24 protein-coding genes are annotated in these 23,576 nt (G+C 64.8%); 8 read left to right on the top strand and 16 right to left on the bottom strand.

Translation table 11 applies throughout. The features are described from left to right. Positions 1-99: 99 nt before the first annotated feature. Positions 100-723 carry a hypothetical protein gene (locus tag KHO41_RS12415; RefSeq protein ID WP_211953581.1) on the top strand — a complete coding sequence of 208 codons (624 nt, stop codon included), beginning with the start codon at positions 100-102 and terminating at the stop codon, positions 721-723. Between the two features lie 70 nt (positions 724-793). Here KHO41_RS12415 and KHO41_RS12410 read toward each other — a convergent pair whose 3' ends face one another. From KHO41_RS12410 to queE, 5 genes are all read right to left on the bottom strand, one after another. Further along, positions 794-2,416 carry an ABC-F family ATPase gene (locus KHO41_RS12410; RefSeq protein WP_211953580.1) on the bottom strand — a complete coding sequence of 541 codons (1,623 nt, stop codon included), beginning with the start codon at positions 2,414-2,416 and terminating at the stop codon, positions 794-796. A gap of 176 nt (positions 2,417-2,592) precedes the next feature. Beyond that, positions 2,593-3,549: a muramoyltetrapeptide carboxypeptidase gene (gene ldcA, locus KHO41_RS12405; RefSeq protein WP_211953579.1), complete on the bottom strand. Its 957-nt coding sequence runs from the start codon at positions 3,547-3,549 to the stop codon at positions 2,593-2,595. Positions 3,550-3,574: 25 nt separating this feature from the next. Continuing rightward, complete coding sequence (gene tadA, locus KHO41_RS12400) at positions 3,575-4,108, bottom strand: tRNA adenosine(34) deaminase TadA (RefSeq protein WP_211953578.1); 534 nt, start codon at positions 4,106-4,108, stop codon at positions 3,575-3,577. A gap of 8 nt (positions 4,109-4,116) precedes the next feature. Continuing rightward, the gene (locus tag KHO41_RS12395) at positions 4,117-4,593 is read right to left on the bottom strand and encodes a 6-pyruvoyl trahydropterin synthase family protein (protein WP_211953577.1); all 477 of its coding nucleotides are present in this window, start codon (positions 4,591-4,593) and stop codon (positions 4,117-4,119) included. Positions 4,594-4,689: 96 nt separating this feature from the next. Next, positions 4,690-5,325, bottom strand: a complete 636-nt coding sequence (queE, locus tag KHO41_RS12390) for a 7-carboxy-7-deazaguanine synthase (protein WP_211953576.1) — start codon at positions 5,323-5,325, stop codon at positions 4,690-4,692. Positions 5,326-5,739: 414 nt separating this feature from the next. Between queE and KHO41_RS12385 the strand changes: the two genes are divergently transcribed. Then, on the top strand, positions 5,740-6,945 hold the full coding sequence (locus KHO41_RS12385; RefSeq protein WP_211953575.1) for an MFS transporter: 1,206 nt from the start codon (positions 5,740-5,742) through the stop codon (positions 6,943-6,945). Positions 6,946-6,972: 27 nt separating this feature from the next. Here the strand turns inward: KHO41_RS12385 and KHO41_RS12380 are convergent, their stop codons facing one another. Continuing rightward, a complete protein-coding gene (locus tag KHO41_RS12380) occupies positions 6,973-7,479 on the bottom strand; it encodes a DUF1993 domain-containing protein (protein WP_211953574.1) in 507 nt (168 codons plus the stop codon). Between the two features lie 201 nt (positions 7,480-7,680). On the opposite strand from KHO41_RS12380, the gene KHO41_RS12375 reads away from it, so the two are divergent. Further along, the gene (locus tag KHO41_RS12375) at positions 7,681-8,082 is read left to right on the top strand and encodes a hypothetical protein (RefSeq protein WP_211953573.1); all 402 of its coding nucleotides are present in this window, start codon (positions 7,681-7,683) and stop codon (positions 8,080-8,082) included. Positions 8,083-8,097: 15 nt separating this feature from the next. Here KHO41_RS12375 and pdeM read toward each other — a convergent pair whose 3' ends face one another. Then, complete coding sequence (gene pdeM, locus KHO41_RS12370) at positions 8,098-8,793, bottom strand: ligase-associated DNA damage response endonuclease PdeM (RefSeq protein WP_211953572.1); 696 nt, start codon at positions 8,791-8,793, stop codon at positions 8,098-8,100. Beyond that, the gene (locus tag KHO41_RS12365) at positions 8,790-11,426 is read right to left on the bottom strand and encodes a ligase-associated DNA damage response DEXH box helicase (protein WP_211953571.1); all 2,637 of its coding nucleotides are present in this window, start codon (positions 11,424-11,426) and stop codon (positions 8,790-8,792) included. Before KHO41_RS12365 ends, pdeM begins: the two co-directional genes overlap by 4 nt. A gap of 286 nt (positions 11,427-11,712) precedes the next feature. On the opposite strand from KHO41_RS12365, the gene KHO41_RS12360 reads away from it, so the two are divergent. Both KHO41_RS12360 and KHO41_RS12355 read left to right on the top strand, forming a co-directional pair. Beyond that, positions 11,713-12,012: a type II toxin-antitoxin system Phd/YefM family antitoxin gene (locus KHO41_RS12360; protein ID WP_211953570.1), complete on the top strand. Its 300-nt coding sequence runs from the start codon at positions 11,713-11,715 to the stop codon at positions 12,010-12,012. A gap of 15 nt (positions 12,013-12,027) precedes the next feature. Beyond that, positions 12,028-12,414, top strand: coding sequence for a type II toxin-antitoxin system RelE/ParE family toxin (locus KHO41_RS12355; protein ID WP_211953569.1), 387 nt, complete (start codon positions 12,028-12,030; stop codon positions 12,412-12,414). Positions 12,415-12,536: 122 nt separating this feature from the next. Here KHO41_RS12355 and guaA read toward each other — a convergent pair whose 3' ends face one another. The 3 genes from guaA to guaB all read right to left on the bottom strand — a co-directional run bounded on the left by guaA (position 12,537) and on the right by guaB (position 16,294). Beyond that, positions 12,537-14,156, bottom strand: a complete 1,620-nt coding sequence (gene guaA / locus KHO41_RS12350; protein WP_211953568.1) for a glutamine-hydrolyzing GMP synthase — start codon at positions 14,154-14,156, stop codon at positions 12,537-12,539. Beyond that, positions 14,131-14,754 carry a hypothetical protein gene (locus KHO41_RS12345; protein ID WP_211953567.1) on the bottom strand — a complete coding sequence of 208 codons (624 nt, stop codon included), beginning with the start codon at positions 14,752-14,754 and terminating at the stop codon, positions 14,131-14,133. Before KHO41_RS12345 ends, guaA begins: the two co-directional genes overlap by 26 nt. 76 nt (positions 14,755-14,830) lie before the next feature. After that, positions 14,831-16,294 (bottom strand): IMP dehydrogenase, encoded by a 1,464-nt coding sequence (gene guaB, locus KHO41_RS12340; protein ID WP_211953566.1) that lies wholly within the window; start codon positions 16,292-16,294, stop codon positions 14,831-14,833. Positions 16,295-16,417: 123 nt separating this feature from the next. On the opposite strand from guaB, the gene KHO41_RS12335 reads away from it, so the two are divergent. Further along, on the top strand, positions 16,418-17,377 hold the full coding sequence (locus tag KHO41_RS12335; RefSeq protein ID WP_211953565.1) for a DMT family transporter: 960 nt from the start codon (positions 16,418-16,420) through the stop codon (positions 17,375-17,377). Positions 17,378-17,480: 103 nt separating this feature from the next. Beyond that, positions 17,481-17,999, top strand: coding sequence for a DUF4124 domain-containing protein (locus KHO41_RS12330; RefSeq protein WP_211953564.1), 519 nt, complete (start codon positions 17,481-17,483; stop codon positions 17,997-17,999). Positions 18,000-18,028: 29 nt separating this feature from the next. Here KHO41_RS12330 and KHO41_RS12325 read toward each other — a convergent pair whose 3' ends face one another. Together KHO41_RS12325 and KHO41_RS12320 are read right to left on the bottom strand one after the other, a co-directional pair. Further along, a complete protein-coding gene (locus KHO41_RS12325; RefSeq protein WP_211953563.1) occupies positions 18,029-18,376 on the bottom strand; it encodes an RnfH family protein in 348 nt (115 codons plus the stop codon). Then, the gene (locus KHO41_RS12320; protein WP_211953562.1) at positions 18,363-18,800 is read right to left on the bottom strand and encodes a type II toxin-antitoxin system RatA family toxin; all 438 of its coding nucleotides are present in this window, start codon (positions 18,798-18,800) and stop codon (positions 18,363-18,365) included. The genes KHO41_RS12325 and KHO41_RS12320 overlap by 14 nt, the downstream gene beginning before the upstream one ends. 202 nt (positions 18,801-19,002) lie before the next feature. Between KHO41_RS12320 and smpB the strand changes: the two genes are divergently transcribed. After that, entirely contained in the window at positions 19,003-19,455 is a 453-nt protein-coding gene (smpB, locus tag KHO41_RS12315) for an SsrA-binding protein SmpB (protein ID WP_011298024.1), read from the top strand. Between the two features lie 29 nt (positions 19,456-19,484). Here smpB and KHO41_RS12310 read toward each other — a convergent pair whose 3' ends face one another. From KHO41_RS12310 to ppsA, 3 genes are all read right to left on the bottom strand, one after another. Further along, complete coding sequence (locus tag KHO41_RS12310) at positions 19,485-20,414, bottom strand: SPFH domain-containing protein (protein ID WP_211953561.1); 930 nt, start codon at positions 20,412-20,414, stop codon at positions 19,485-19,487. 80 nt (positions 20,415-20,494) lie between these two features. Then, positions 20,495-20,920, bottom strand: a complete 426-nt coding sequence (locus KHO41_RS12305; protein WP_211953560.1) for an NfeD family protein — start codon at positions 20,918-20,920, stop codon at positions 20,495-20,497. Positions 20,921-21,093: 173 nt separating this feature from the next. Then, positions 21,094-23,478, bottom strand: coding sequence for a phosphoenolpyruvate synthase (ppsA, locus tag KHO41_RS12300; RefSeq protein ID WP_211953559.1), 2,385 nt, complete (start codon positions 23,476-23,478; stop codon positions 21,094-21,096). Between the last annotated feature and the right edge of the window lie 98 nt (positions 23,479-23,576).

The following is a 23,576-nucleotide window of genomic DNA, read 5'->3' as shown; positions in this document are numbered from 1 at the left end:
CTTTTTGCGCCGCGAAGTCCACGATACAACAGATGGCGATAATCGGCCGCGCCTCAGGAGAGCTCGCCCGCGCGGCCGATACATAACAAGGAGCGAGACATGGTCAATCCGGTTTACCGCAAGACGGAAGCGGGCCTCGACGAGATCAGGACGCGCGCACGCAAGCTCGATCACAAGCTGCGGGCGCTGCTGCTGATCGTCAACGGCGAGCGGTGCGAGCAGGAACTGCTGTCACAGCTCGACGGTATGGGCGTGGGGCCGGAGTCGCTTGGCCAGCTCGTGCAGATGTCGCTGGTCGAGCCAGTGCCAGAGGCTGCCCAGGCGTCGCTTTCCAAGGCACCAGCGCAAGCCCCTGCGCCGGTCGCCGAAGACAGCAATCTCTTCTCGCTATACGCCATGCGCCGCGTCGACGCGCCTGCGGCCCAGGCCTCGGTCGCGGCACTGTCGCCCGCCAGCGAAGGCGCCGTGCATTCGCCGGCGGCAATCCAGGCCTACCAGCGCCTCTATCACTTCTACACGGACGTCATCAGCCAGCATCTGGGCCTGCGCGGTTATCTCATGCAGGTCAAGGTGGAAAAGGCGACCGACCTTCCGTCGCTGATCGCCTTGCGCGATCCGCTGCATGCGGCGCTGCTCAAGGCCAAGGGCGACATCACCGCGCAGGCCATCACGGGGCAGCTCGACCAGATCGTCGAGGCGATCGAAGTGGACGAAGAAATCTGAGGCAACGCCGACGCAGCAAACACAAAGGCCGCCCGAAGGCGGCCTTTTGCATTGTCACGACTCTCGGCAATCAGCCGTCGATACCCTGCGACTGCAGGTACTCGTCATACGTGCCGAGGTAATCCGTCAGCGTGCCATCGGTGCGCACCTCGATCACGCGCGTGGCCAAGCCGCTCACGAACTCACGGTCGTGCGAAACGAAAATCAGCGTGCCGGTAAACTTGTCCAGCGCGATCTGCATCGACTCGATCGACTCCATGTCCATGTGGTTGGTCGGCTCGTCCAGCGCCAGCACGTTGTGGCGGCCCAGCATCAGCTTGCCCCAGATCATGCGGCCCTTCTCGCCACCGGACAGCACCTTGACGTTCTTCCTGATGTCGTCGGCCGAGAACAGCAGGCGGCCCAGCGTACCGCGCAGCGACGTTTCGTCGTCGCCGGCCTGCGTCCACTGGCTCATCCAGTCCATCACGTCACGGTCTTCCGGGAATTCCTCGTAGGTATCCTGCGGCATGTAGCCGACGTTGGCGTTCTCCGCCCACTTGACCGCGCCACGGTCCACCTCGACACCGCGCTGCACGCCGGTCTGCACCGCGCCGTTCAGCAGGCTGCGCAGCAGCGTGGTCTTGCCCGCGCCGTTTTCGCCGATGATCGCCACACGCTCGCCGGCCTGGATCGCCATCGACAGATTGTTGATGATCTTGCGCTCGTAGGTCTTGGTGACGCCTTCGACTTCCACGGCGAGGTTGTGCAGCTTCTTCTCGAACTCGAAGCGGATAAACGGGTTCTGGCGCGACGACGGCTTGATGTCCTCGACCTTGATCTTCTCGATCTGCTTCGCACGCGAGGTGGCCTGGCGCGCCTTCGACTTGTTGGCCGAGAAGCGGCGCACGAAGTCCTGCAGTTCGCTGATGCGCTCCTTGGCGCGCGCGTTGGCGGCCATCTGGCGCTCGCGGGCCTGCATCGACGCTTCCATGTAGTCGTCGTAGTTGCCCGGGTAGACCTTCAGCGTGCCGTAGTCCATGTCGGCCATGTGCGTGCAGACCGAGTTCAGGAAGTGGCGATCGTGGGAAATGATGATCATGGTGGAGTTGCGCTCGTTTAGCACGGTCTCCAGCCAGCGGATCGTGTTGATGTCCAGGTTGTTGGTCGGTTCGTCGAGCAGCAGCACGTCCGGGTTCGAGAACAGTGCCTGCGCCAGCAGCACGCGCAGCTTCCAGCCGGGGGCGACATCGCTCATCGGGCCCTGGTGCTGGCTGGTGGGAATGCCCACGCCCAGCAGCAGTTCGCCAGCGCGCGCTTCCGCCGTGTAGCCGTCGTACTCGGCGTACTTGGCTTCCAGCTCGGCGGCCTTCATGTAGTCTTCGTCGGTCGCTTCCGGGTTGGCGTAGATCGCGTCGCGCTCCTGCGCGGCGGCCCACATCTCGGTGTGGCCCATCATGACGACGTCCAGCACGCGCATGTCTTCATACGCGAACTGATCCTGGCGCAGCTTGCCCAGGCGGATGCCCGGCTCCAGCATGACGTTGCCCGCGGAGGACTCGAGATCGCCGCCCAGGATCTTCATGAAGGTGGACTTGCCGCAACCGTTCGCGCCGATCAGGCCGTAGCGGTTGCCCTCGCCGAACTTGACCGAGATATTCTCGAACAACGGCTTGGGGCCGAACTGCATGGTGATGTTTGCGGTAGAAAGCACGTCTGGAACCTTGTCTGGAAACGGGGTATGGCGCCTGTGCGCCTGGCTTGCCGGAACGGTGCGCCGTCGATGCGCCCCGGTTCATGGGAGAACCCGGCAGGAAATGGGGGAAATAACCGATTATTTTACCATCCGCACGCCTTTCCGGCGACCGGATGGCGCGGCGGGACATGCTGTCAGGCCAGCGGCGGAAGCACCGGATAGCCCGACATCGCCAGCGTGAAGCCTTCCGCATGTGCACTGAGCTGCGCCTGGCCGCCGACCGGCAGCGTCAGCTTGCGCGCGCAGTGGCCGAACGGCAGGCCGGTCAGCACCGGCACCTGCATCTGGTCGCGCAGATAGGCGACCACGGCGTCCATGTCGTAGCCGTTGTCGTAATCCGTCACGCGGTAGTTGGAGAAATCTCCAAGGATGATCGCGCGCTGCGTGCCGAGCACGCCGGCCTGGAGCAATTGCAGCAGCATGCGCTCCACGCGGTACGGCGGCTCGTTGATGTCCTCGAGGAACAGGATGCCGCCTTCCACCTGCGGCATGAACGGCGTGCCAAGCAGGCTGCACAGCATGGCCAGGTTGCCGCCCCATAGCGTGCCCGTCACCGTGCCCGAGAAAGGCTGGCCGCCGTCTTGCGGTGCCAGCACCGTCACCGTGTAAGCCGGGTCGCGCAGCACACCCTCGAAGTGCTCCCACATGAACGGGTCGACCGGGTCGGCGCCGAAGTCGGCGAGGAGCATCGGGCCGGCAAACGTTACGCCGCCGGTTGCGGCCAGATAGGCCAACTGGAACGCCGTGAAGTCGCTGTGGCCGACGATGGGCGTGGCACTCGCACGCGCCTGTTCGCCGATCTGTGCGAAATCGAGCCGATCCAGCAGTCGCGCAATGCCGTAGCCGCCGCGCACGGCCAGCGTCAGTTCATGCGGCGCGCCGGTGCCGATCGCGTGCAGGTCCGCCAGCCGTTCCGCATCGGTACCGCCGAAGCGCAGGTAGCGCCGCGCCAGCACATCGGGATTGGTCGTGTGATACCCGTGCGACTTGAGCCACGCACAGCCTCGCGCCGCAATGGCGACATCGTGCGGGTAACCCGACGATGCGATCAGGCGGACTTCGGTATGCGGCTTGGGGCTCGGTGTGCTCATGCGCGTTCGTGATCGTCTGGGCGGATCAGGGTTGTTCGGGGTCGGAGAGCGTCCGGGCAGCGAGCTGCGCCGCTTTCTGCGCGCGGCGCCGGGCACCGAAGAAGTCCTTCAGCATTTGCCCGCACTCGTCCGCGAGCACACCGCCCGTGATAGTGGTCTGGTGATTCAGTTGTGCCTGCTCGAACAGGTTCACCACGCTGCCGGCGGCGCCGGTCTTCGGGTCCGACGCGCCGAACACCACATGGCGCAGACGCGCATGGAGGATCGCGCCGCTGCACATCGCGCACGGTTCCAGCGTCACATACAGCTCGCACTCCGGCATGCGGTAATTGCCGAGCACCTGGGCCGCTGCGCGCAGCGCCTGCATTTCGGCATGGGCCGACGGATCCATCGACTTGATCGGCAGGTTGTGGCCGCGCGCGATGATGGCATCGTTCCACACCACCACCGCACCAACCGGCACCTCGCCCGCGGCCTCGGCCAGGCGGGCCTCGTCCATGGCGGCACGCAGGTAGCGCTCGTCGCGCGCAATCTCATCCGCGGTGCGGGTATCCGTCATCGCCGAGCTCAGTCCTGCGCGGGCAGCACTGCCGTGGCGGTGACTTCCGCCCAGCAGTTCGGCGTTTCGAACAGGACCAGGCGGGTCAGCTGCAGGTGGTGGCCGAAGCAGTCCTTGAACACCGGCGCCAGCATGTCGAAGGCGATCTGCGCGAGGTTCTCGACCGTCGGGATGGCATCGAGCACCACCGTCTTGTGCCCTTCCATCGATTGCAGGAAGTTCAGCAGCGCGGTGTCGCCGCGATAGATCAGGAACGCATGGTCCCACTTCGACACCAGATGCTCCTGCGCCAGCGACTTGATATCGCCGAAATCGAGGATCATGCCGTCGTCCGACGCGCCTTCACGATGCAGCACTTCGCCCGACAGCGTCAGGTCCAGGCGATAGCGATGGCCGTGGATATTGCGGCATTGGCCGCAGTGGTTCGGGATGCGGTGGCCGGAATCGAATTCCAGCCGGCGGGTAATGGAAACTTGTTTGCTCATGAGTACGGGCGCTTGCTAGGCGGCCTGCGTTGGATGGGCTTCGTGCCGGGGTCCGCGGGGGCTATTGTCGCCGAGGTGCGACCTGCGCGACAGCAATCAGCGGATCCCGAGCAGCTTGTGGGTCTGCAGCGACAGCCGCCAGCGCGGATGCTGCTGACAGAACGCCACGGCGGCGGCGGTATTTTCGCGGGCCAGCGGGCCGTCCATGGCCTGCACCAGGAAATACTGGAAATCCAGCTGCTCGTATGCAGCAAAGTCCTGGCCGATCTGCGGAATCACCACCTTCAGTTCATCGCCTTTCTTGACCACCAGCTCGGAACCCATCTTCGGGCTCACGCAAACCCAGTCGATGCCCGGGGGCACCTCGATGGTGCCATTGGTTTCGATCGCGATCTCGAAGCCCTGTGCGTGCAGTGCATCGATCAGCGGCGCGTCGAGCTGCAGCAGCGGCTCGCCACCCGTGCATACCACCAGCGGCTTGCCGCCGGCGCCCTGCGGCCATTCGGAAGCCACCGTCGCCGCCAGCTCCTCAGCGGTACGGTACTTGCCACCGCGCGTGCCGTCGGTGCCCACGAAGTCCGTGTCGCAGAACTGGCAGACCGCCGTCGCCCGGTCCTCTTCGCGCCCGCTCCACAGGTTGCAGCCGGCAAAACGGCAGAACACCGCGGCACGGCCAGCGTTGGCGCCCTCGCCCTGCAGCGTATAGAAGATTTCCTTGACGGCGTAAGTCATGCTTTGCGCGCGCTCCGGTCAGGAACGCAATGGTTTCATCGGCCGATAGCGGCCTGTCTTTCATGGGTCGGGAGAGCGAGGCCAGGACTCCGGATCAGAGATGGCATGAGGTAAAACGGCCACCGGCAGTCGATCGGGGCGATGGTCCGCGTAGCCTCTCGCAGGCTGTATCCGGCAGCGGCCAGACATCGCACAAGTATACCAGACGAGTCAGGGTTTTCGCTGATAGGGCGACTGACGCGCACGTTGGGCGAAGGCAGATGTCGTCACACCGCAGTCCAGGATACGCAACTTCGAGCATGCCGGCGAGTGGATCCATTCTTGAATTCAGTTCAAATATCTTCTGTCGATCACCACCTTAATCCGCAAAGATAATGCGGGCACACTGCCGCCATCCACTACTCGGAGGCAGACATGCCCATTGCCCTGTTAGCGCTGACCATCAGCGCATTTGCCATCGGCACGACGGAATTCGTGATCGTCGGGCTGATTCCCACCATCGCCGCGGACCTGCACATCAGCCTGCCCTCGGCGGGCCTGCTGGTCAGCCTGTATGCACTCGGCGTGGCTGTTGGCGCACCCGTGCTCACGGCGCTGACCGGCCGCCTGCCGCGCAAGGCGCTGTTGCTATCGCTGATGGCGTTGTTCACGCTCGGCAATTTGCTCGCATGGAAAGCGCCGAGCTATGAGTCGCTGGTCGCCGCACGAATCCTGACGGGCCTGGCGCACGGCGTGTTCTTCTCGATCGGCTCGACCATCGCCACTGGCCTCGTGCCGAAGGAAAAGGCCGCCAGCGCGATCGCCATCATGTTCACCGGCCTGACCGTCGCACTGGTAACGGGTGTCCCGCTGGGCACGTTCATCGGCCAGCATTTCGGCTGGCGCGAGACGTTCCTGGCCGTCTCCGGACTTGGCGCGATCGCCTTCGTGGGCAGCCTGTTGTTCGTGCCGTCTTCGATCCGGCATACGCCGCCCGCCTCGCTGGTGCAGCAGGCGCGCGTGCTCGCCGAGCCTAGGCTGCTGCTCGTCTACGCCAAGACGGCGATCGGCTATGGCGGCTCGTTCATCCCGTTCACGTTCCTCGCGCCCATCCTGCAGGATGTCTCGGGGTTCAGCGCCAACGCTGTCGGGCTGGTGATGCTCGTGTACGGCGTGTCCGTGGCCGTGGGCAATATCTGGGGCGGCCGTCTTGCGGACCGCCATGGCCCGATCCCTGCGCTGCGCCTGGTGTTCCTGCTGCTGGCGGCGGTGCTGTTCGTGCTGACGTTCACGGCACCGCACCCGTGGCTCGTCGTGGCGACTGTGCTCGCCTGGGGCGCCGTGGCCTTCGGCAATGTGCCGGGCCTGCAGGTCTACGTGGTCAAGCAGGCGGAGCGCCACACGCCGCATGCTGTCGACGTCGCATCCGGCCTGAACATCGCGGCCTTCAACCTTGGCATTGCCGGGGCGGCGTGGGCCGGTGGCCTGATCGTGACCCACCTGGGGCTGATGCATACGCCATGGATCGGCGCGCTCGTCGTGCTGGTTGCACTGGGCCTGACTGAGCTGAGCGGCCGGCTGGACCGCGCCGCCGGCTTCGATGCACGCGGCAGCCTGCCTGCAGGCGCCGCGATGCACTGAGCCCCGGCGCTACCGGGACCGGCACGCTCAACGCGTGCCGAGATAGTCCATCTTGCCGATTTGCACGCCCTTGTGGCGCAGGATGTCGTAGGCAGTGGTGATGTGGAAATAGAAGTTCGGCAGCGCAAAGCCCAACAGATAGCTCTTGCCATCGAAGGTGATGGCGCCCTGCCGCAGCTTCAGCTCAATCGTCCGCGTCTCGCTGCCATCAAGCTGCTCGGGACGGATCGATTTCAGGAAGTCGATCGTCCTGGTGATGCGCTCCTGCAACTCGGGAAAGGTCGCTTCGGTATCGGCCATGGACGGATTGTCGATGCCGGCAAGCCGTGCCGCACAGCCCTTCGCCGCATCACTGGCGCGCTGCACCTGGGCCGCCAGTGTGTCCATGTCGGCAATCAGGCGCGTCTGAATCAGGTCGGCCGGATCCGTGCCCTGCGCCTGCGCATGCGCCGCCCCTTTTTCCAGGATGGCGGACAGGTTGGTCAGCGCGCGAATGAACGCGGGGATGGATACGTCATACATCGAGAGGGCCATGTGGTCTCCTGGCATGGTCGTGTGTGGTGTTAGCTCTGTTCTTGGCGATGAGGCGGCGCTGCGCCGCCAGCGGCAGCATAAATCGAATCCGCATATCCTGCTGTCGGCCCATTGCGCCCGGCCCCGTGTCGTGATTTAAGATATCCGGCGAACGCCCCTTGCCACGGGGCCCTACATGCCGCCCAAGACGCCGCCGCCCCGATGAACGCGCCCTTCCCGATCCGCACGGAGTGCCCGCCCGGCGCCTGCACCTGCCGCAGGGAAGAGTTGCTTGCCGATCCCAACGCCGACATCCGCGTATTGCGCCTGACCCGCGAGGAAGAAAAACGCCTGGTGGCGCGCCTGGAAAGCGTGACGAGCCTGGCGGACCTGCGGCATGTGGGTGACCGGTTGCAGGCCCAACTTGGCATCGTCCTGACCATGACGCCGAGCGCGAATGGCGTGCGCACGCTGCGGGGGATCAACATCCAGCTGGAAGACCAGCCGGGACTGTGCAGAAAGACCAAGCAGGCGATCCCTGCCGCGATCCGCAGGGCGATGGAGACGACGCCCGAGATTGCTTATGCGCTGCTGGATGAGCAGGACCTGCTGGGCGGCGCCTGAACTGCGGCCCTGCCCTTACCTGGCCGGTACAGGCCAAACGCGGCCGTCACCGACTACGTAGTACTGCTCCCCCGGTTGAGCCCGGATGGTGGTGTGGCCTGTGAACGCGCCAAACGCCGGCAGGATCGCGCATTGTGCGCCGAACACGAAGCACGGCAGCCGCAAGGCATCGCCGCCGGTGCCACGCAGCACGCAGGCCGGATGCAGATGCCCCGCCAGCACAAACCCTTCAGACGAGGCGCCAGGCATGTGGCACAAGGCGAATGGCCCCGCCGCAAGCGGTTCGGTGACGACCGTGATCCCCAGCTCCGGGGGTGGATCGCCGGCATGCGCGTCGTGGTTGCCACGTACCAGCGTGCAGCGCAAGCGCGCCGGCAGAGACCGGCGCCAATCGTGCAGCGCCACCAGCACCCCGGCAGTACGCGCGGCGCGGGCGTGCAGAAAGTCACCGAGAAAGACCAGCTCGCTCGCCGGATAGCGCAGCACCAGCGCGTGAAGACGGGTCAGGTTGTCTGTGGTGGTCCCGTGAGGCACCGGCTGTCCCAGCGCACGGAATGCCGCGCCTTTGCCGATGTGGACATCCGCCACGAACAGCATGCCGCCGGCGGGCCACCACACCGCATGCTCCGGCAGCAGCCACAGCGTTTCACCGGCCACGTGCACGACATGGGCTCCCATCGCAACCGGATTGATGTCACGGATCCGCGTCATAGCAGCGGCAGCGGCCGGGAAAGCTTGCGCGCCCGTCGGGGCTTGCGCGGGCCTGCTGGGCCAGCATGATCGGACATGCCGAAACGCGCCTGCGCCGCCACCCAGGCCGCATCGGCCCCGGCCTGCATGTCATGCATCGGCCCCGTATAGTCCGGTGCGGGCCCCGCCGCCCGCTCAAGGTCGGCGAGCATGCGGGCGATGCGATCGGCAAGCTTTTCCGTACTGAGCTTTTCGCGCAGGAACTCGACGATCAGTGGAAACGCCAGCGGCGAGGGCCGCTCCAGCACGCGCAAGTCGAGCCGCATTGACGCCAGCCGCGCCAGCGTGGTGGCCAGGCGGTGCGCATCCAGCTCCTGCATCAGCACCTCGCGTTCGGCCTGGCCCAGGAGGAGATTGCCGGGGTCGTACTTGCGAAAGACTTCATAGAACAGGCTGGACGAGGCTTGCAGTTGTCGCGCGCTCTTGGCGGCGCCGGGATAGCCCTGGAACACCAGTCCCGCCACGCGCGCGATCTCGCGGAAGCGGCGCAGCGACAGCTCGCCTGCGTTCAGGCTGCCCATCACGTCGGCGGCCAGATCGCGATGGCGCTCTTCGGCCAGCACCTGCGGCAGCCACTGCCCCCAGTCGAGGGGTGCGGACGCCAGCAATTCCAGCCCGTAGTCGTTGACCGCGACCGAGAACGTAGCCGGCACCTTCTGGCCCAGCCGCCACGCCAACAGGCTGCCCAGGCCGAGATGCACCGACCGTCCTGCAAACGGATAGAGGAAAAGATGCCAGCCTTCGCGTGAATGCAGCGTTTCCGCGAGCAGCGTATTTGGGGTGGGCAGCGCAGACCAGCGCATCTGAAGCTCCACGAGCGGCTGGATCAGCGGCAGTTCCGGCGTGGTGGACGGATCCAGCCGGCCCGCCTGCACGGCGTTGAGCGTCGCGACGACGGCGTCGGCAAGTTCCGTGGAAAGCGGCATCTTGCCGCCGTTCCAGCGCGGCACGGCGGGCCGCTTGCCCGTGGCACGGCGCACGTAGGCGGTCATCTCCTGCGTGCGCACCAGTTCCAGCAGACGGCCGCCGAACAGGAAGCAGTCGCCCGGCGCCAGACGCGCAATAAAGCCTTCCTCGACGGTCCCCAGCGACGCACCACCGCTGCCCGCCCTGGTCCAGTAGCGCACCTGCATCGTCGTGTCGCTGACAATCGTGCCGACGCTCATCCGGTGCCGGCGCGCCAGCCGGGCGTCCGGTACGCGCCAGACGCCGTCATCGTCAGGCATCGCACGACGATAGTCGGGGTAGGCCGACAACGTGCCGCCGCCATCGCGTACGAAGGCCAGGCACCATTGCCATTCATCATCGGTCAGCGCGCGGTAGGCCCATGTGGTACGCACTTCGGTTAGTAGCTCGCTTGCACGGAACCCGCCGCCGAGCGCCACGGTGACCAGATGCTGCACCAGCACGTCGAGCGGCTTGTCCGGCGAATCGCGCGCCTCGATCCGCCCGGCCAGCGCGGCCTGGCGCGCGGCGACAGACTCCACGAGCTCCAGGCTGTGCGTGGGCACCACGGTCACGCGCGAGGCCCGGCCCGGCGCGTGTCCCGATCGCCCGGCGCGCTGCAGGAGTCGCGCCACCCCCTTGGGCGATCCGATCTGCAGCACGCGTTCCACGGGCAGGAAGTCCACACCGAGATCCAGGCTCGAGGTACACACCACGGCCCGCAGCGCGCCGTTCTTGAGGTTCTGTTCGACCCATTCGCGCACGGCACGGTCCAACGATCCGTGATGCAACGCAATCAGCCCCGCCCACTCCGGCCGCGCATCGAGCAATGCCTGATACCACAGCTCCGCCTGGGATCGCGTATTGAGAAAGACCAGCGTCGTGCTGCTCGCTTCCAGTTCGCGCACCACGTGCGGGAGCATCGACAGGCCAAGGTGCCCCGCCCATGGAAAACGGCTGGCGGCGTCCGGCAGCAGCGTGTCGATGATCAGTGTCTTTGGCGTATGGCCATGCACCAGCACACGTCGTTCTGGCAAGACACCGGCCAGCAGCACATCGCGCGCATGCTCGAGGTTGCCAAGCGTCGCTGACAGGCCCCAGACGCACAGGTCAGGCTGCCAACGGTGCAGCCGTGCCAGCGCCAGTTGCACCTGCACCCCGCGCTTGCTGCCGATCAGTTCGTGCCACTCGTCGACCACGACCAGCCTAACGCTTCCGAGCGTCTCGCGCGCATCGGCACGCGTCAGGAGCAGCGACAGGCTTTCAGGTGTGGTGACCAGGGCAGTCGGCAGACGGCGGGCCTGCGCAGCACGCTCGCTGCTGCTGGTATCGCCGGTGCGAAGCCCGACGGTCCAGTCGAGGCCGAGTTCGGCAAGCGGTGCAATCAGCGCTCGCGTGGTATCCGCCGCGAGCGCGCGCATCGGCGTCAGCCACAGCACGGTCAGCGCAGGAGACGGCGCGCCGGGGCGGGATGGCGGACTGGCAAACGCCAGCAATGCGCCCAGCCATGCGGCATAGGTCTTGCCGGTGCCCGTGGTGGCGTGCAGCAGGCCGCTTTGGCCTCGGCCAATGGCATCCCATACCGCGCGCTGGAAGTCGAACGGCTGCCAGTGACGGGCTGCAAACAGATCGGGCAGTTTGCGCGCCATCGGCGGTGCTGGTGCAAAGGAAGCGCCCGCCGTGGCTGTAGTGGAGCGACGTGCGCTCATGGAGCAACCTCGCGCGACGTGGTGGGAAGCTTGCCGGCCACCCGGTATGGTGCAGCGTAGTCGGCTACTTCGCAGCCGTCAGTCGGAGACGTCCCGTTCGCTTGTCGGCGCAGTCCGACATCTCCATCCGCTCCAGGCCAAAATGGTGCCACGACTGTCACAGCATGGGATCAAATGGAGTATTCTGTACATTATTCTGTACAAATATTAACTTACGGAGTCAGCCATGCCATTCTCGGCCCGCGATGTGATCCCGCTGTCCCAAGCCAGGGCCAACTTGTCCGAACTGGCCGACCAGGTGAAAGCCGGGGCCGAGAAAATCATCACAAAAAACGGCGAAAGCTATGTCGCCATCGTCGACGCCCAGCGGCTGGACTACTACCACCAGCTCGAGCGGGAGCGCATCCACTTGTTGCTGATCGAAGATGCCAGCAAGGGTCTTGCCGATGTATCTGCGGGCAAGGTAAAGGACGCTCGCGGCGTTCTTTCAGCTATCAAGCGCCGCCGCACCACCAAACCAGACTAACCCGCGCTTCGCCCAGTGACAGCTCGCCACACCATAAAACTCACCGCAAACTTCGAGCACAACCTTGAAGAAGTCGAAGCGTTCCTGCTTGATGCCGAAGTCCCGCAAGCATTCGATGCACTGCTGGACGAATTGACGGATACCGTCATTCCGAATCTGGAGCGTTTTCCTGACATGGGCCGCTTGTTCCTCGAACTGCCGGCCCGCTCCGTCGAGGCGAGCAACGGTATTGCACGCCTGACCCAACAACTTGAGGCCATTGCCGAAGACGGCGAACTGCGCGAGTACGTGATGCCGCATTACTTGCTGCTGTACGCGAAGATCCGCGACACGGTGTATCTGCTCTCAATTCGACACCACAGGCAACTGTCGTTCGATTTGGCAGGCCACTGGCAAGCGTAAGCAATTAGCAAAGGGCTCTGTCACCCTTCACTCCGCCGGAAGCCGGAAAGACGAAACCCGCGAAATTTCGCGGGTTTCCATGGCATTCCGACAGTCAGCGACTGACTTCAGACGACCTCAACTCACTCCCACTCGATCGTCGCGGGCGGCTTCCCCGACACGTCATACACCACCCGGTTCAGACCCCGGACTTCGTTGATGATGCGGTTCGAGCACCGGCCAAGCAGCGAATACGGCAGGTGCGCCCAGTGCGCGGTCATGAAGTCGGTGGTCTGCACCGCACGCAGCGCGACGACGTAGTCATAGGTCCGGCCATCGCCCATCACGCCCACCGACTTCACCGGCAGGAACACGGCAAACGCCTGGCTGGTCAGGTCATACCAGCTCTTGCCCACCTGCTGCGGCTCGCACAGGCCAGCGGCGGCATCCTGCTCGGTCGCGATGGTCTTGCGCAGTTCTTCGATGAAGATCGCATCGGCACGGCGCAGCAGGTCGGCGTAGTCACGCTTGACTTCGCCGAGGATGCGAACGCCCAGGCCCGGGCCCGGGAACGGATGGCGGTACACCATTTCGGGCGGCAGGCCGAGCGCCACGCCCAGTTCGCGGACTTCGTCCTTGAACAGGTCGCGCAGCGGCTCCAGCAGCTTCAGGCCCAGCGTTTCCGGGAGGCCGCCCACGTTGTGGTGGCTCTTGATGGTGGTGGCCTTCTTGGTCTTGGTACCGCCCGACTCGACCACATCGGGATAAATCGTGCCCTGGGCCAGCCACTTGGCGTTGCTGAGCTTCTTGGCTTCCGCCTGGAAGACTTCGACGAACTCGCGGCCGATGATCTTGCGCTTCTGCTCGGGGTCGGTCACGCCGGTCAGGTGGCCGAGGAACTGTTCCGATGCGTCGATGTGCACGACCTTGGCATGCAGGCGGCCGGCGAACATGTCCATCACCATCTTGCCCTCGTCCAGGCGCAGCAGGCCGTGGTCGACGAACACACAGGTGAGCTGGTCGCCGATCGCGCGATGGATCAGCGCGGCGGCCACCGACGAGTCCACGCCGCCCGACAGGCCGAGGATCACTTCCTCGTCACCGACCTGCTTGCGGATCAGCGCAACGGCTTCTTCGATGTGGTCCTTCATCACCCAGTCCGCATTGGCGCGGCAGATGCCCAGCACGAAGCGCTCGATCATCTCGCGGCCCTTCGACGTGTGCGTGACTTCCGGGTGGAACTGGACGGCGTAGTAGCCGCGCGCCTCGTCGGCCATGCCGGCGATCGGGCAGCTCGGCGTGGAGGCCATCAGCTTGAAGCCCGGCGGCAGCGCGGCGACCTTGTCGCCGTGGCTCATCCAGACCTTGAGCATGCCGTGGCCTTCGGGCGTGGTGAAATCCTGAACGTCCTTGAGCAGCGGCGTGTGGCCATGGGCGCGCACTTCGGCGTAGCCGAACTCGCGGTGATCGCTCCACTCGACCTTGCCGCCCAGTTGCACAGCCATGGTCTGCATGCCGTAGCAAATGCCCAGCACGGGAACGCCCAGATCCCACACGGCCTGCGGTGCGCGCAACTGGTGGTCTTCGTAGGTGCTCGCATGGCTGCCCGACAGGATGATGCCCTTGGGCGCGTATTCGCGGACGAATTCGTCGCTCACATCGTTCGGGTGGATCTCGCAGTAGACGTGCGCCTCGCGAACGCGGCGGGCGATCAGCTGCGTGACCTGCGAACCGAAATCAAGAATAAGGATTTTGTCGTGCATGATGGACGTGTGGCGTATCTTCCGGTTCGGGTTCGGTTGTCACTTCCGTGCCGGGGCCGTAGCCGGGCGGTGGCGTGATCACCGGCTCGCGCCGGCTGTCGGGGAATTGCGTTGTTTGCGGTCGGCGCACGGCGCCGGGTTGCTTGCGCGGGTCGTTGGCAGTGGCGCCCTGCTGCAGCTCACGTTCTGCCTCAAGTTGCCGCTCCCGGTTGCGTACGCGCTTGGCTGCCGGTATCTGCACCAGCGCAAAGAAGCCAAGCATGACGGCCAGCACGGGCAACCAGAGCTTGCCTGCGCCTTCGAGCGGCAACTCCAGGAAAATCATCCAGGAAACGATCAGCAGCGCACTGGCCAGATTGACGTAGCCGACGGTCCGCGCGACCGTCACCGTCATCTGTCCGTTGAAGGTGGCATGCCACAGCAGCCAGGCCAGGCCGATCAGCGCCACGCCCAGCAACTGGCCGAACAGCGCCGGCTGCGGCTGCGGCAACTGCAGTGCCGCATACAGCGTGGTGAACGGCGACATCAACAGCAGCACGCCGAGCAGAAGGTCGAGCAAGGCATCGAAGAACAGCACGGCTCGCAGCAATACCTTCATGAGCGTTCCTCAGCAGGCACGGCAATCATGCCTGCCGGGATGCCTGGCACCTGGCTCGGCATGCCTGCCGCGCGGGTCAGTCGATGTGGTAGTTCGGCGCTTCCTTGGTGATCTGCACGTCGTGCACGTGCGACTCACGCATGCCGGCTGCCGTGATCTGCACGAACTGGGCATTCTCATGCCAGTCGGCGATCGACTTGCTGCCGCAGTAGCCCATCGAGGCACGCACGCCGCCGGTGAGCTGGTGGATGATCGCCATGACCGAGCCCTTGTAGGGCACGCGGCCTTCGATGCCTTCCGGAACCAGCTTGTCGACGTTGGCGGTGTTGTCTTCCTGGAAGTAGCGGTCGGCCGCGCCGTCCTTCATCGCACCCACCGAACCCATGCCGCGGTAGCTCTTGAACGAGCGGCCCTGGAACAGGAACACCTCGCCCGGCGCTTCCTCGGTACCCGAGAACATGCCGCCCATCATCACGGTGTGGGCGCCGGCTGCCAGAGCCTTGGCGACGTCACCCGAGTAGCGGATGCCACCATCGGCGATCAGCGGCACGCCCGTACCCTTCAGGGCCTCGGCCACGTTGGATACCGCAGTGATCTGCGGCACACCGACGCCAGCCACGATACGCGTCGTGCAGATCGAGCCCGGGCCGATCCCGACCTTGACACCGTCCGCACCGTGCTCGACCAGCGCGCGCGCGGCATCGCCGGTGGCAATGTTGCCGCCGACCACCTGTACTTGCGGGAAGTTCTGCTTGACCCAACGCACGCGGTCCAGGACGCCCTGGCTGTGGCCGTGCGCGGTATCGACCACGATCACGTCCACGCCGGCCTTGACCAGCAGTTCGACACGCTCGTCATTTTCCGGGCCTACGCCGACCGCTGCGCCGACGCGCAGCTGGCCATGGTCATCCTTGCTGGCCAGCGGGTTATCCACGGCCTTCTGGATGTCCTTCACCGTGATCAGGCCACGCAGCTCGAACGCCGCGTTGACCACCAGCACGCGCTCGAGGCGGTGGCGATTCATCAGGCGCTTGGCTTCTTCCAGCGTCGCACCTTCATTGACGGTCACCAGCTTTTCGCGCGGGGTCATCTTGGCGCGCACCGGTGCGTCGAGCTCTTCCTCGAAGCGCAGGTCGCGGTTGGTGATGATGCCGACAACAGTCTTGCCTTCCAGCACCGGGAAACCCGAGATGCCATGCTGCTGGGACAGCGCGATCACTTCCCGCACTTTCATGTCAGGCGAAATGGTGATTGGATCACGCAACACGCCCGATTCGTAGCGCTTGACGCGAGCCACTTCGCGGGCCTGGTCCGCCGGCTTGAAATTCTTGTGGACGATGCCGATGCCGCCGGCCTGCGCCATGGCAATGGCAAGGCGAGCCTCCGTCACGGTATCCATGGCGGCGGACACGAGCGGAATGTTCAGGTCGATCGAACGGGTCAGGCGGGTACGAAGGGAGACATCCCGGGGCAGGACGGCCGAATAGGCCGGCACGAGCAGCACATCATCGAACGTGAGTGCTTTCTGGACAAGACGCATAGCAAATCCTCTAGGCGCAAAAGCGAATTATACAGGAATCCGCGCGCCCTGACGCGCCGCCAACGCCCGCGCAACACGGGCTCTGCTATGCTCGATGTCTTTTTCTTTCGAGCGTTGCAGGCAATGGGGATCGGTGTACTGTGCGGGCTGCTGGCGGGGGCATTCTGGGGGATGGTGTTCATCGCCCCGAAGCTGCTGCCGGCATTCTCCCCGTGGGAGCTCGCCATCGGGCGCTACCTGGCCTATGGGGTGGTCGCGCTTGTCGCCGCCCTGCCCCTGATGAAGCGGATTGCGCGCAAGCTCACGCGCGCCGACTGCGTGGCGCTGCTGCGCCAGGCCTTCACCGGCAACCTGCTCTACTACGTGCTGCTGGCCTTCGGCGTACAACTGGCCGGCGTGGGCCCCACCTCGCTGATCATCGGCATCCTGCCGATTTCCGTGACCATCATGGGCCGGCGCGACCATGGCGCGGTGCCGCTGTCGCGGCTGATCTGGCCGCTGCTGGTGGTGGCGGCCGGCATTGCCTGCATCAATGTCGACCTGTTCGGCGGCAGCCAGAGCGCCCATGCCGCCGCCGCAGATGCCGTGGTCCGACCGGTCTGGCAGAAGCTTGCAGGCGTTGCCTGCGCGGCCGGCGCGCTGATCTGCTGGACGCTGTATGCCGTGGACAATGCACGCTACCTGCAACGCAATCCGCACTACAGCGGCAACGAATGGTCGGCCCTGTACGGGTTGTCGACCGGGGCAGTATCTGCCTTGCTCGCGCTGGCAGGCTGGCTGCTGGCCGGTGATGCGCTGAGCGCCCCGGACACCGGGCGTGTCTGGCAATGGTTCTGGATGGTCAACGCAGCGGTAGCGCTCGGAGCGTCGCTGATTGGCAACAACCTTTGGAATATCGCGAGCCGCCGGCTGCCGCTCACGCTGTCGGGCCAGATGATCGTGTTCGAGACGCTTTTCGCGCTGGCATATGGGTTTGTGTTCGATCACCGCTGGCCGCGGCCACTGGAAATCGCCGCCATCGTGCTACTCATGGTCGGCGTCGCCTGGTCTGTCCGCTTGCACGCCAACGACAAGACTGCGTAGACTGGCGATCGATGCCGCCGGGGTCACATCCGTGGCATTTGACTGGGGCCGCAACCGTTGCCGGCCCGCGAAAAAATCGTCCAGCCACTACCGACTCCCTGCCATGATCCGCTCGTCCGCGCTGTCGCTTTCGCTGCTCGCCGCCGCCCTCGCCGCCGTGCCGGCAGTAGCATCCGCCCAGTGGCAATGGCGCGACGCCAACGGCCGCATGGTGTACAGCGACGTGCCCCCGCCGCCTTCGGTTACGCGCATCGTCAGAGCACCGGGACAATCCGCTGGTGAATACAAGCCGACCGAGGCAGCGCCCGCGATTGCGGAAGGCGCCCCGGCGAAGGCTGTCGTCGCCAAGCCCGCTGCTGCGGCGGCTCCGACCGCTGAAGAAGCTTTCCAGAAGCGCCGCGCCGCGCAACTCGAGGCCGCCACCGAGGAAGCGCGGAAAGAGCGGGAAGCCGGCGAGCGTGCGACCCGCTGCGCCGAACTGCGCAACTACGCCAACGGCTTGCAGCAGGGCGTGCGTGCCGGCGTGATGACCACCGACGGCAGCGTCCAGCATCTTGTCGGCGAACAGCGCCAGGCCGAGATCGTGAAGACCAACGCCAACCTAGAGAGAGACTGCGGCTAAGACCAGCAGGCCCGCGCGGCCTCAGCGGCTCACGCGCCGCCACGCAGCCACTTCTGGCCTTCCCGCGTGCCGCTCTCGCGCGTCTTCTGCACGCGGCGGCGCCGGGCCAGCTTCGGGTCGGCAGTCAGGGCCCGATAGATCTCCACGCGGTCTCCGGTACGCACGACGGTATCGGGTGTCTTCAGTTTGCCGTATATGCCAACCCGCATGGTCGACGGATCGACCTCCGGACAGACCTGCTGGAGCCCCGAGCCGACAATGGCGGCGGCAATCGTCGTGCCCTGGGGCACGTCGAATTCTTTCAGGAACACCGAATCCGGCCTGGCGTAGCACACCGAAATGCGCACCATGCCAGGCGCGGCATCAATTTGCGCCATAAACCACCTCGGCACGCTTGACGAAGGCATCGACGAAGGTATTCGCGATGATGCTGAATACCGGGCCAATAATCTTTTCCAGCAACAGGCTGGAAAACTCGTAGTGAAGGTGGAATTCGATCTTGCAGGCATCCTCGCGCAGCGGCGTGAAGCGCCAGGAGCCATTGAAGGTCTTGAATGGCCCGTCTGCAAACGTCATGTCGATGCGCGTAGGCCGTTCCTGCGTATTGCGCGTGTGGAAGAACTGCTGGATACCCTTGAACTGGATGTGGATCTTTGCATCCAGCGCGGTCTCGGTCTGCTCGAAGACCTCCACGCCGCCACACCACGGGAGGAACTTCGGATAGTCCTCCACGCGTGTGACCAGGTCGTACATCTGCGCAGCCGAGTAGCCGAGCAGGACGGATTTATGGACGTCTGCCATGAATGGGAAAATCAGGTTTTCCAGCCATACCGCACTGCAATATCACGCGAGGTTAAACCTCGCGCGCGGCGGGCATGGACCGGTACCGGGGCTGGTTTGCTAAAATGGGGATTCTAGCCGACGTAGCCGCCCGAGGCACCCCCGCCTCAGAACGGGCCAATAACGGCCAGCGGCTCCCATTACGCATCCCTTACCCGCACGCATGACCATCGCAGATAACAAGAAGGCCTTTTTCGACTACTTCATTGAAGAGCGATTCGAGGCCGGCATCGTGCTGGAAGGCTGGGAAGTCAAGGCAATCCGCGCCGGCCGCGTGCAGATCAAGGAAGGCTACGTAGTCGTGCGCGACGCCGAAATGTTCCTGATCGGCGCCCACATCAGCCCGTTGCAGAGCGCCTCCACCCACGTGAATCCGGACCCGGTGCGCACGCGCAAGCTGCTGCTCAAGGCCGACGAAATCAAGAAGCTGATCGGCAAGGTCGAGCAGCGCGGCTATACGCTGGTGCCGCTGAACCTGCACTACACGCGTGGGCGCGTCAAATGCGAAATCGGTCTCGGCAAGGGCAAGAAGCTGTTCGACAAGCGCGAAACCGAGAAGCAACGCGACTGGCAGCGCGAGAAATCGCGCATCATGAAGGGCGGCAGCAAGGAGTAAGCCGCCAGCCCCACTCGCTTTGTCCGCGGTCAGCTTGCCTTCTGGCCTTTCACAATCTGCAGCGCGGAAGCGATCATGCTGCTCATCTCGCCAAGGTTGCCCGGCACGATCAGCGTATTGCCCTGCTTGGCCAGGTTGCCGAAGGCCGTGACATATTCCTCGGCCACTTTGAGGTTCACGGCTTCCATGCCGCCATCCACGCGGATGGCCTGACCGATTTTCTGGATCGCCTGCGCATTGGCCTCCGCCACCGCCAGGATGGCTGCGGCCTCGCCCTGCGCCTTGTTGATGGCGGCCTGCCTCTCGCCTTCGGACTTCTGGATGGCAGCTTCGCGCGCGCCGGATGCCAGGTTGATCTGTTCCTGGCGCTTGCCTTCGGACGCCGCGATCAGCGCGCGCTTCTCGCGCTCCGCCGTGATCTGAGCCTGCATCGCGTGCAGGATTTCCTTCGGCGGCGTGAGGTCCTTGATCTCATAGCGCAGCACCTTCACGCCCCAGTTGGCCGCGGCTTCGTCGAGCGCATTGACCACGCTGTGGTTGATGAATTCGCGCTCCTCGAAGGTCTTGTCGAGCTCCAGCTTGCCAATGACCGAACGCAGTGTGGTCTGCGACAACTGCGTAATGGCCACCACGAAATTGCTTGAGCCATACGAAGCCTTCATCGGATCCGTGACCTGGAAGTACAGCACGCCATCGACCTGCAGCTGCGTATTGTCCTTGGTGATGCAGACCTGGCTGGGCACGTCGAGCGGGATTTCCTTCAGGATGTGCTTGTAGGCGACGCGGTCGATGAACGGCACCACGATCGACAGGCCCGGTGTCAGCGTCGCGTGGTAGCGCCCCAGGCGCTCGAGCACCCACGCATGCTGCTGGGGCACGATCTTGATGCCCTTCGCAATCAGCACGATCGCGGCAATCAGGATAATCAGCGGCAACAAGCCAAGCTGAAAGACTTCCATGTAAACCCTCCGGACAGTTGACCAAAACGGACGACAAGAGACGACAATGCCGCGCCGCAGAGGCGCGGCAACAACGGCAATCAGCGCGGCAGGACAATCAGCGTCGAACCGCGGATTTCGACAATGCGGAAGCGTCCCGGTGCGGCGTCGGCACCGGGCGCGAGTTCGACGGTCCAGTCGGCACCACGGTATGGCACGCGGGCGCGTCGATAGGTATCCCACACCGGCACTTCAAGTTCCTGGCCGATGTCGAGATTGACGCCAGGGTCGGCTGCCGCATTGCCCCGGCGCAGGCGGCCGAAACGTGTGCGACGCAGCAGGACAATGCCGATGACGGCCACCAGCGCAGCCACCAGCGTCTGCGCGGACGGCTCCAGCCCCGCCAGCGCCGCCAGGCCCCCGGCAGCAAGCCCGAGCGCCACCATCAGCAGATAGAACGTTCCGGTCGCCAGCTCCGCGATCACGAGCACAACCACGGCAACGAACCACACGTAGTGCAATGCCATCTGTCCCCTTCCCCCGGCCCGGCCGGTCAACCGTCTTTAAATGCGGTAGGCAAAGAAAAACCCCCGCAACGCCAGTGGCGCCTGCGGGGGCCCTTGTTCACACCTGCCGCAGGGCCGGTGCTACCCGGCGCATCGCGGCGCCGGCAGTTGTCGTTATTGTGACGCCAAATCCATCAGGACGCCAGTTGCTGCCAGGTTTCGACCACCGAGTCCGGGTTCAGCGAGATCGACTTGATGCCTTCCTTGGCCAGCCAGACAGCAAAGTCCGGATGGTCCGAGGGGCCCTGGCCGCAGATGCCGACGTACTTGCCCAGGCGGTTGGCCGTGGTGATCGCACGCGACAGCATGAAACGCACGGCCGGATCGCGTTCGTCGAAGTCCTTGGCCAGCAGCTCCATGCCGGAGTCGCGGTCCAGGCCCAGCGTCAGCTGCGTCAGGTCGTTCGAGCCGATCGAGAAGCCGTCGAAGTACTGCAGGAACTCTTCGGCCAGGATCGCGTTGGACGGCACTTCGCACATCATGATGATGCGCAGGCCGTTCTCGCCGCGCTTCAGGCCGTGCTTGCCCAGCAGCTCGATGACCTTCGCGGCCTGACCCAGGGTCCGCACGAACGGCACCATGATCTCGACGTTGGTCAGGCCCATCTCGTCGCGCACGCGCTTCATGGCCAGGCATTCCATCTCGAACGCTTCGGCGAAGTCGTCAGCGATGTAGCGCGAGGCGCCGCGGAAGCCCAGCATCGGGTTTTCTTCATCCGGCTCGTAGCGCGAACCGCCGATCAGCTTCTTGTACTCGTTCGACTTGAAGTCCGACAGGCGCACGATCACGGGCTTCGGGTAGAACGCCGCGCCGATCGTGGCGATGCCTTCAGCCAGCTTGTCGACGTAGAACGCACGCGGGCTGGCGTGGCCGCGGGCCACGCTTTCGACGGCCTTCTTCAGATCGGCATCGACTTGCGGATAGTCGAGGATGGCCTTCGGATGAACGCCGATGTTGTTGTTGATGATGAACTCGAGGCGAGCCAGGCCCACGCCGCAGTTCGGGATCTGCGCGAAGTCGAACGCCAGTTGCGGGTTGCCGACGTTCATCATCAGCTTGACGTCGATTTCCGGCATTTCGCCACGCTGGACTTCGGTCACTTCCGTTTCCAGCAGGCCGTCGTAGATGCGGCCTTCGTCGCCTTCAGCGCACGACACGGTCACCAGGGTGCCGTCCTTCAGGATGTCGGTCGCGTCGCCGCAGCCAACCACGGCCGGCACGCCCAGTTCACGGGCGATGATGGCCGCGTGGCAGGTACGGCCGCCACGGTTCGTGACGATTGCCGAGGCGCGCTTCATCACCGGCTCCCAGTTCGGGTCGGTCATGTCGGCCACCAGCACGTCGCCGGGCTGCACGCGTTCCATCTCGGACGGATCGTTGATGACGCGCACCGGGCCCGTACCGATCTTCTGGCCGATCGCACGGCCGCTGGTCAGCACCGGAGCGGTGCCCTTGAGCTTGAAGCGCTGCTCGGCCTTGCCGGCCGACTGGCTCTTCACGGTTTCCGGGCGGGCCTGCAGGATGTAGATCTTGCCGTCCTTGCCGTCCTTGCCCCACTCGATGTCCATCGGGCGGCCATAGTGCTTCTCGATGATCATTGCGTACTTGGCCAGCTCGGACACGTCAGCGTCGGTGATCGAGTAGCGGTTGCGCAGTTCGGCCGGGACATCGACGGTCTTCACGCGGCCGGCTTCGCCCGGCTTGGTGAATTCCATCTTGATCAGCTTCGAGCCGATCGAGCGGCGGATGATCGGGTACTTGCCGGCTTGCAGCGTGGGCTTGAAGACGTAGAACTCGTCCGGGTTCACGGCGCCCTGCACCACCGTTTCGCCCAGGCCGTAGCTGGAGGTGATGAAGACCACGTCCGGGAAGCCCGACTCGGTGTCGATCGTGAACATCACGCCCGACGATGCCAGGTCCGAACGGACCATGCGCTGCACGCCGGCCGACAGAGCGACCACGTCGTGGGCAAAGCCCTTGTGCACGCGGTAGGAAATGGCGCGGTCGTTGTACAGCGAGGCGAACACGTGCTTGATCTTGTCCAGCACGTCGTCGATGCCGCTGACGTTCAGGTAGGACTCCTGCTGGCCAGCGAACGAAGCATCCGGCAGGTCTTCGGCGGTAGCGGAGGAACGCACGGCGAACGATGCCTCGGCACCTTCGCGCTCGGCGGCGCGTGCGTAGAATTCGCGGACTTCCTGCTCCAGGCGGGGCTGGAACGGGGCATCGACCACCCAGCCGCGGATCTCGGCGCCAGCTTCGGCCAAGGCCTTGACGTCATCGACGTTCAGGGTCTTCAGGCGATCGGAAATGCGGGTGGTCAGGTCGTTGTGGGCGAGGAAGTCGCGGAACGCCAGCGCGGTGGTGGCAAAACCACCGGGGACACGGACGCCGGCCTCGGCCAGCTGCGAGATCATCTCGCCCAGCGACGAATTCTTGCCGCCGACCGTTTCCACATCCTGCATGCGCAACTGCTCGAACGGCTGCACGTAGGCGCCGTTATTTGCCTGGTTAGTCATGAAAGCCTCAAAACAAAGTAAGAAAACTGGCGCGGGTGTCCGGTATGTTCTTGTTGTTCTGTTCCCGAACGGATCGCTTGGCTAAACAACCCCGCACC

The sequence above is a fragment of the Cupriavidus numazuensis genome, assembly GCF_905397435.1.
GTDB classification, from domain to species: domain Bacteria; phylum Pseudomonadota; class Gammaproteobacteria; order Burkholderiales; family Burkholderiaceae; genus Cupriavidus; species Cupriavidus numazuensis.
This window is presented reverse-complemented; position numbering and strand designations above follow the sequence as displayed.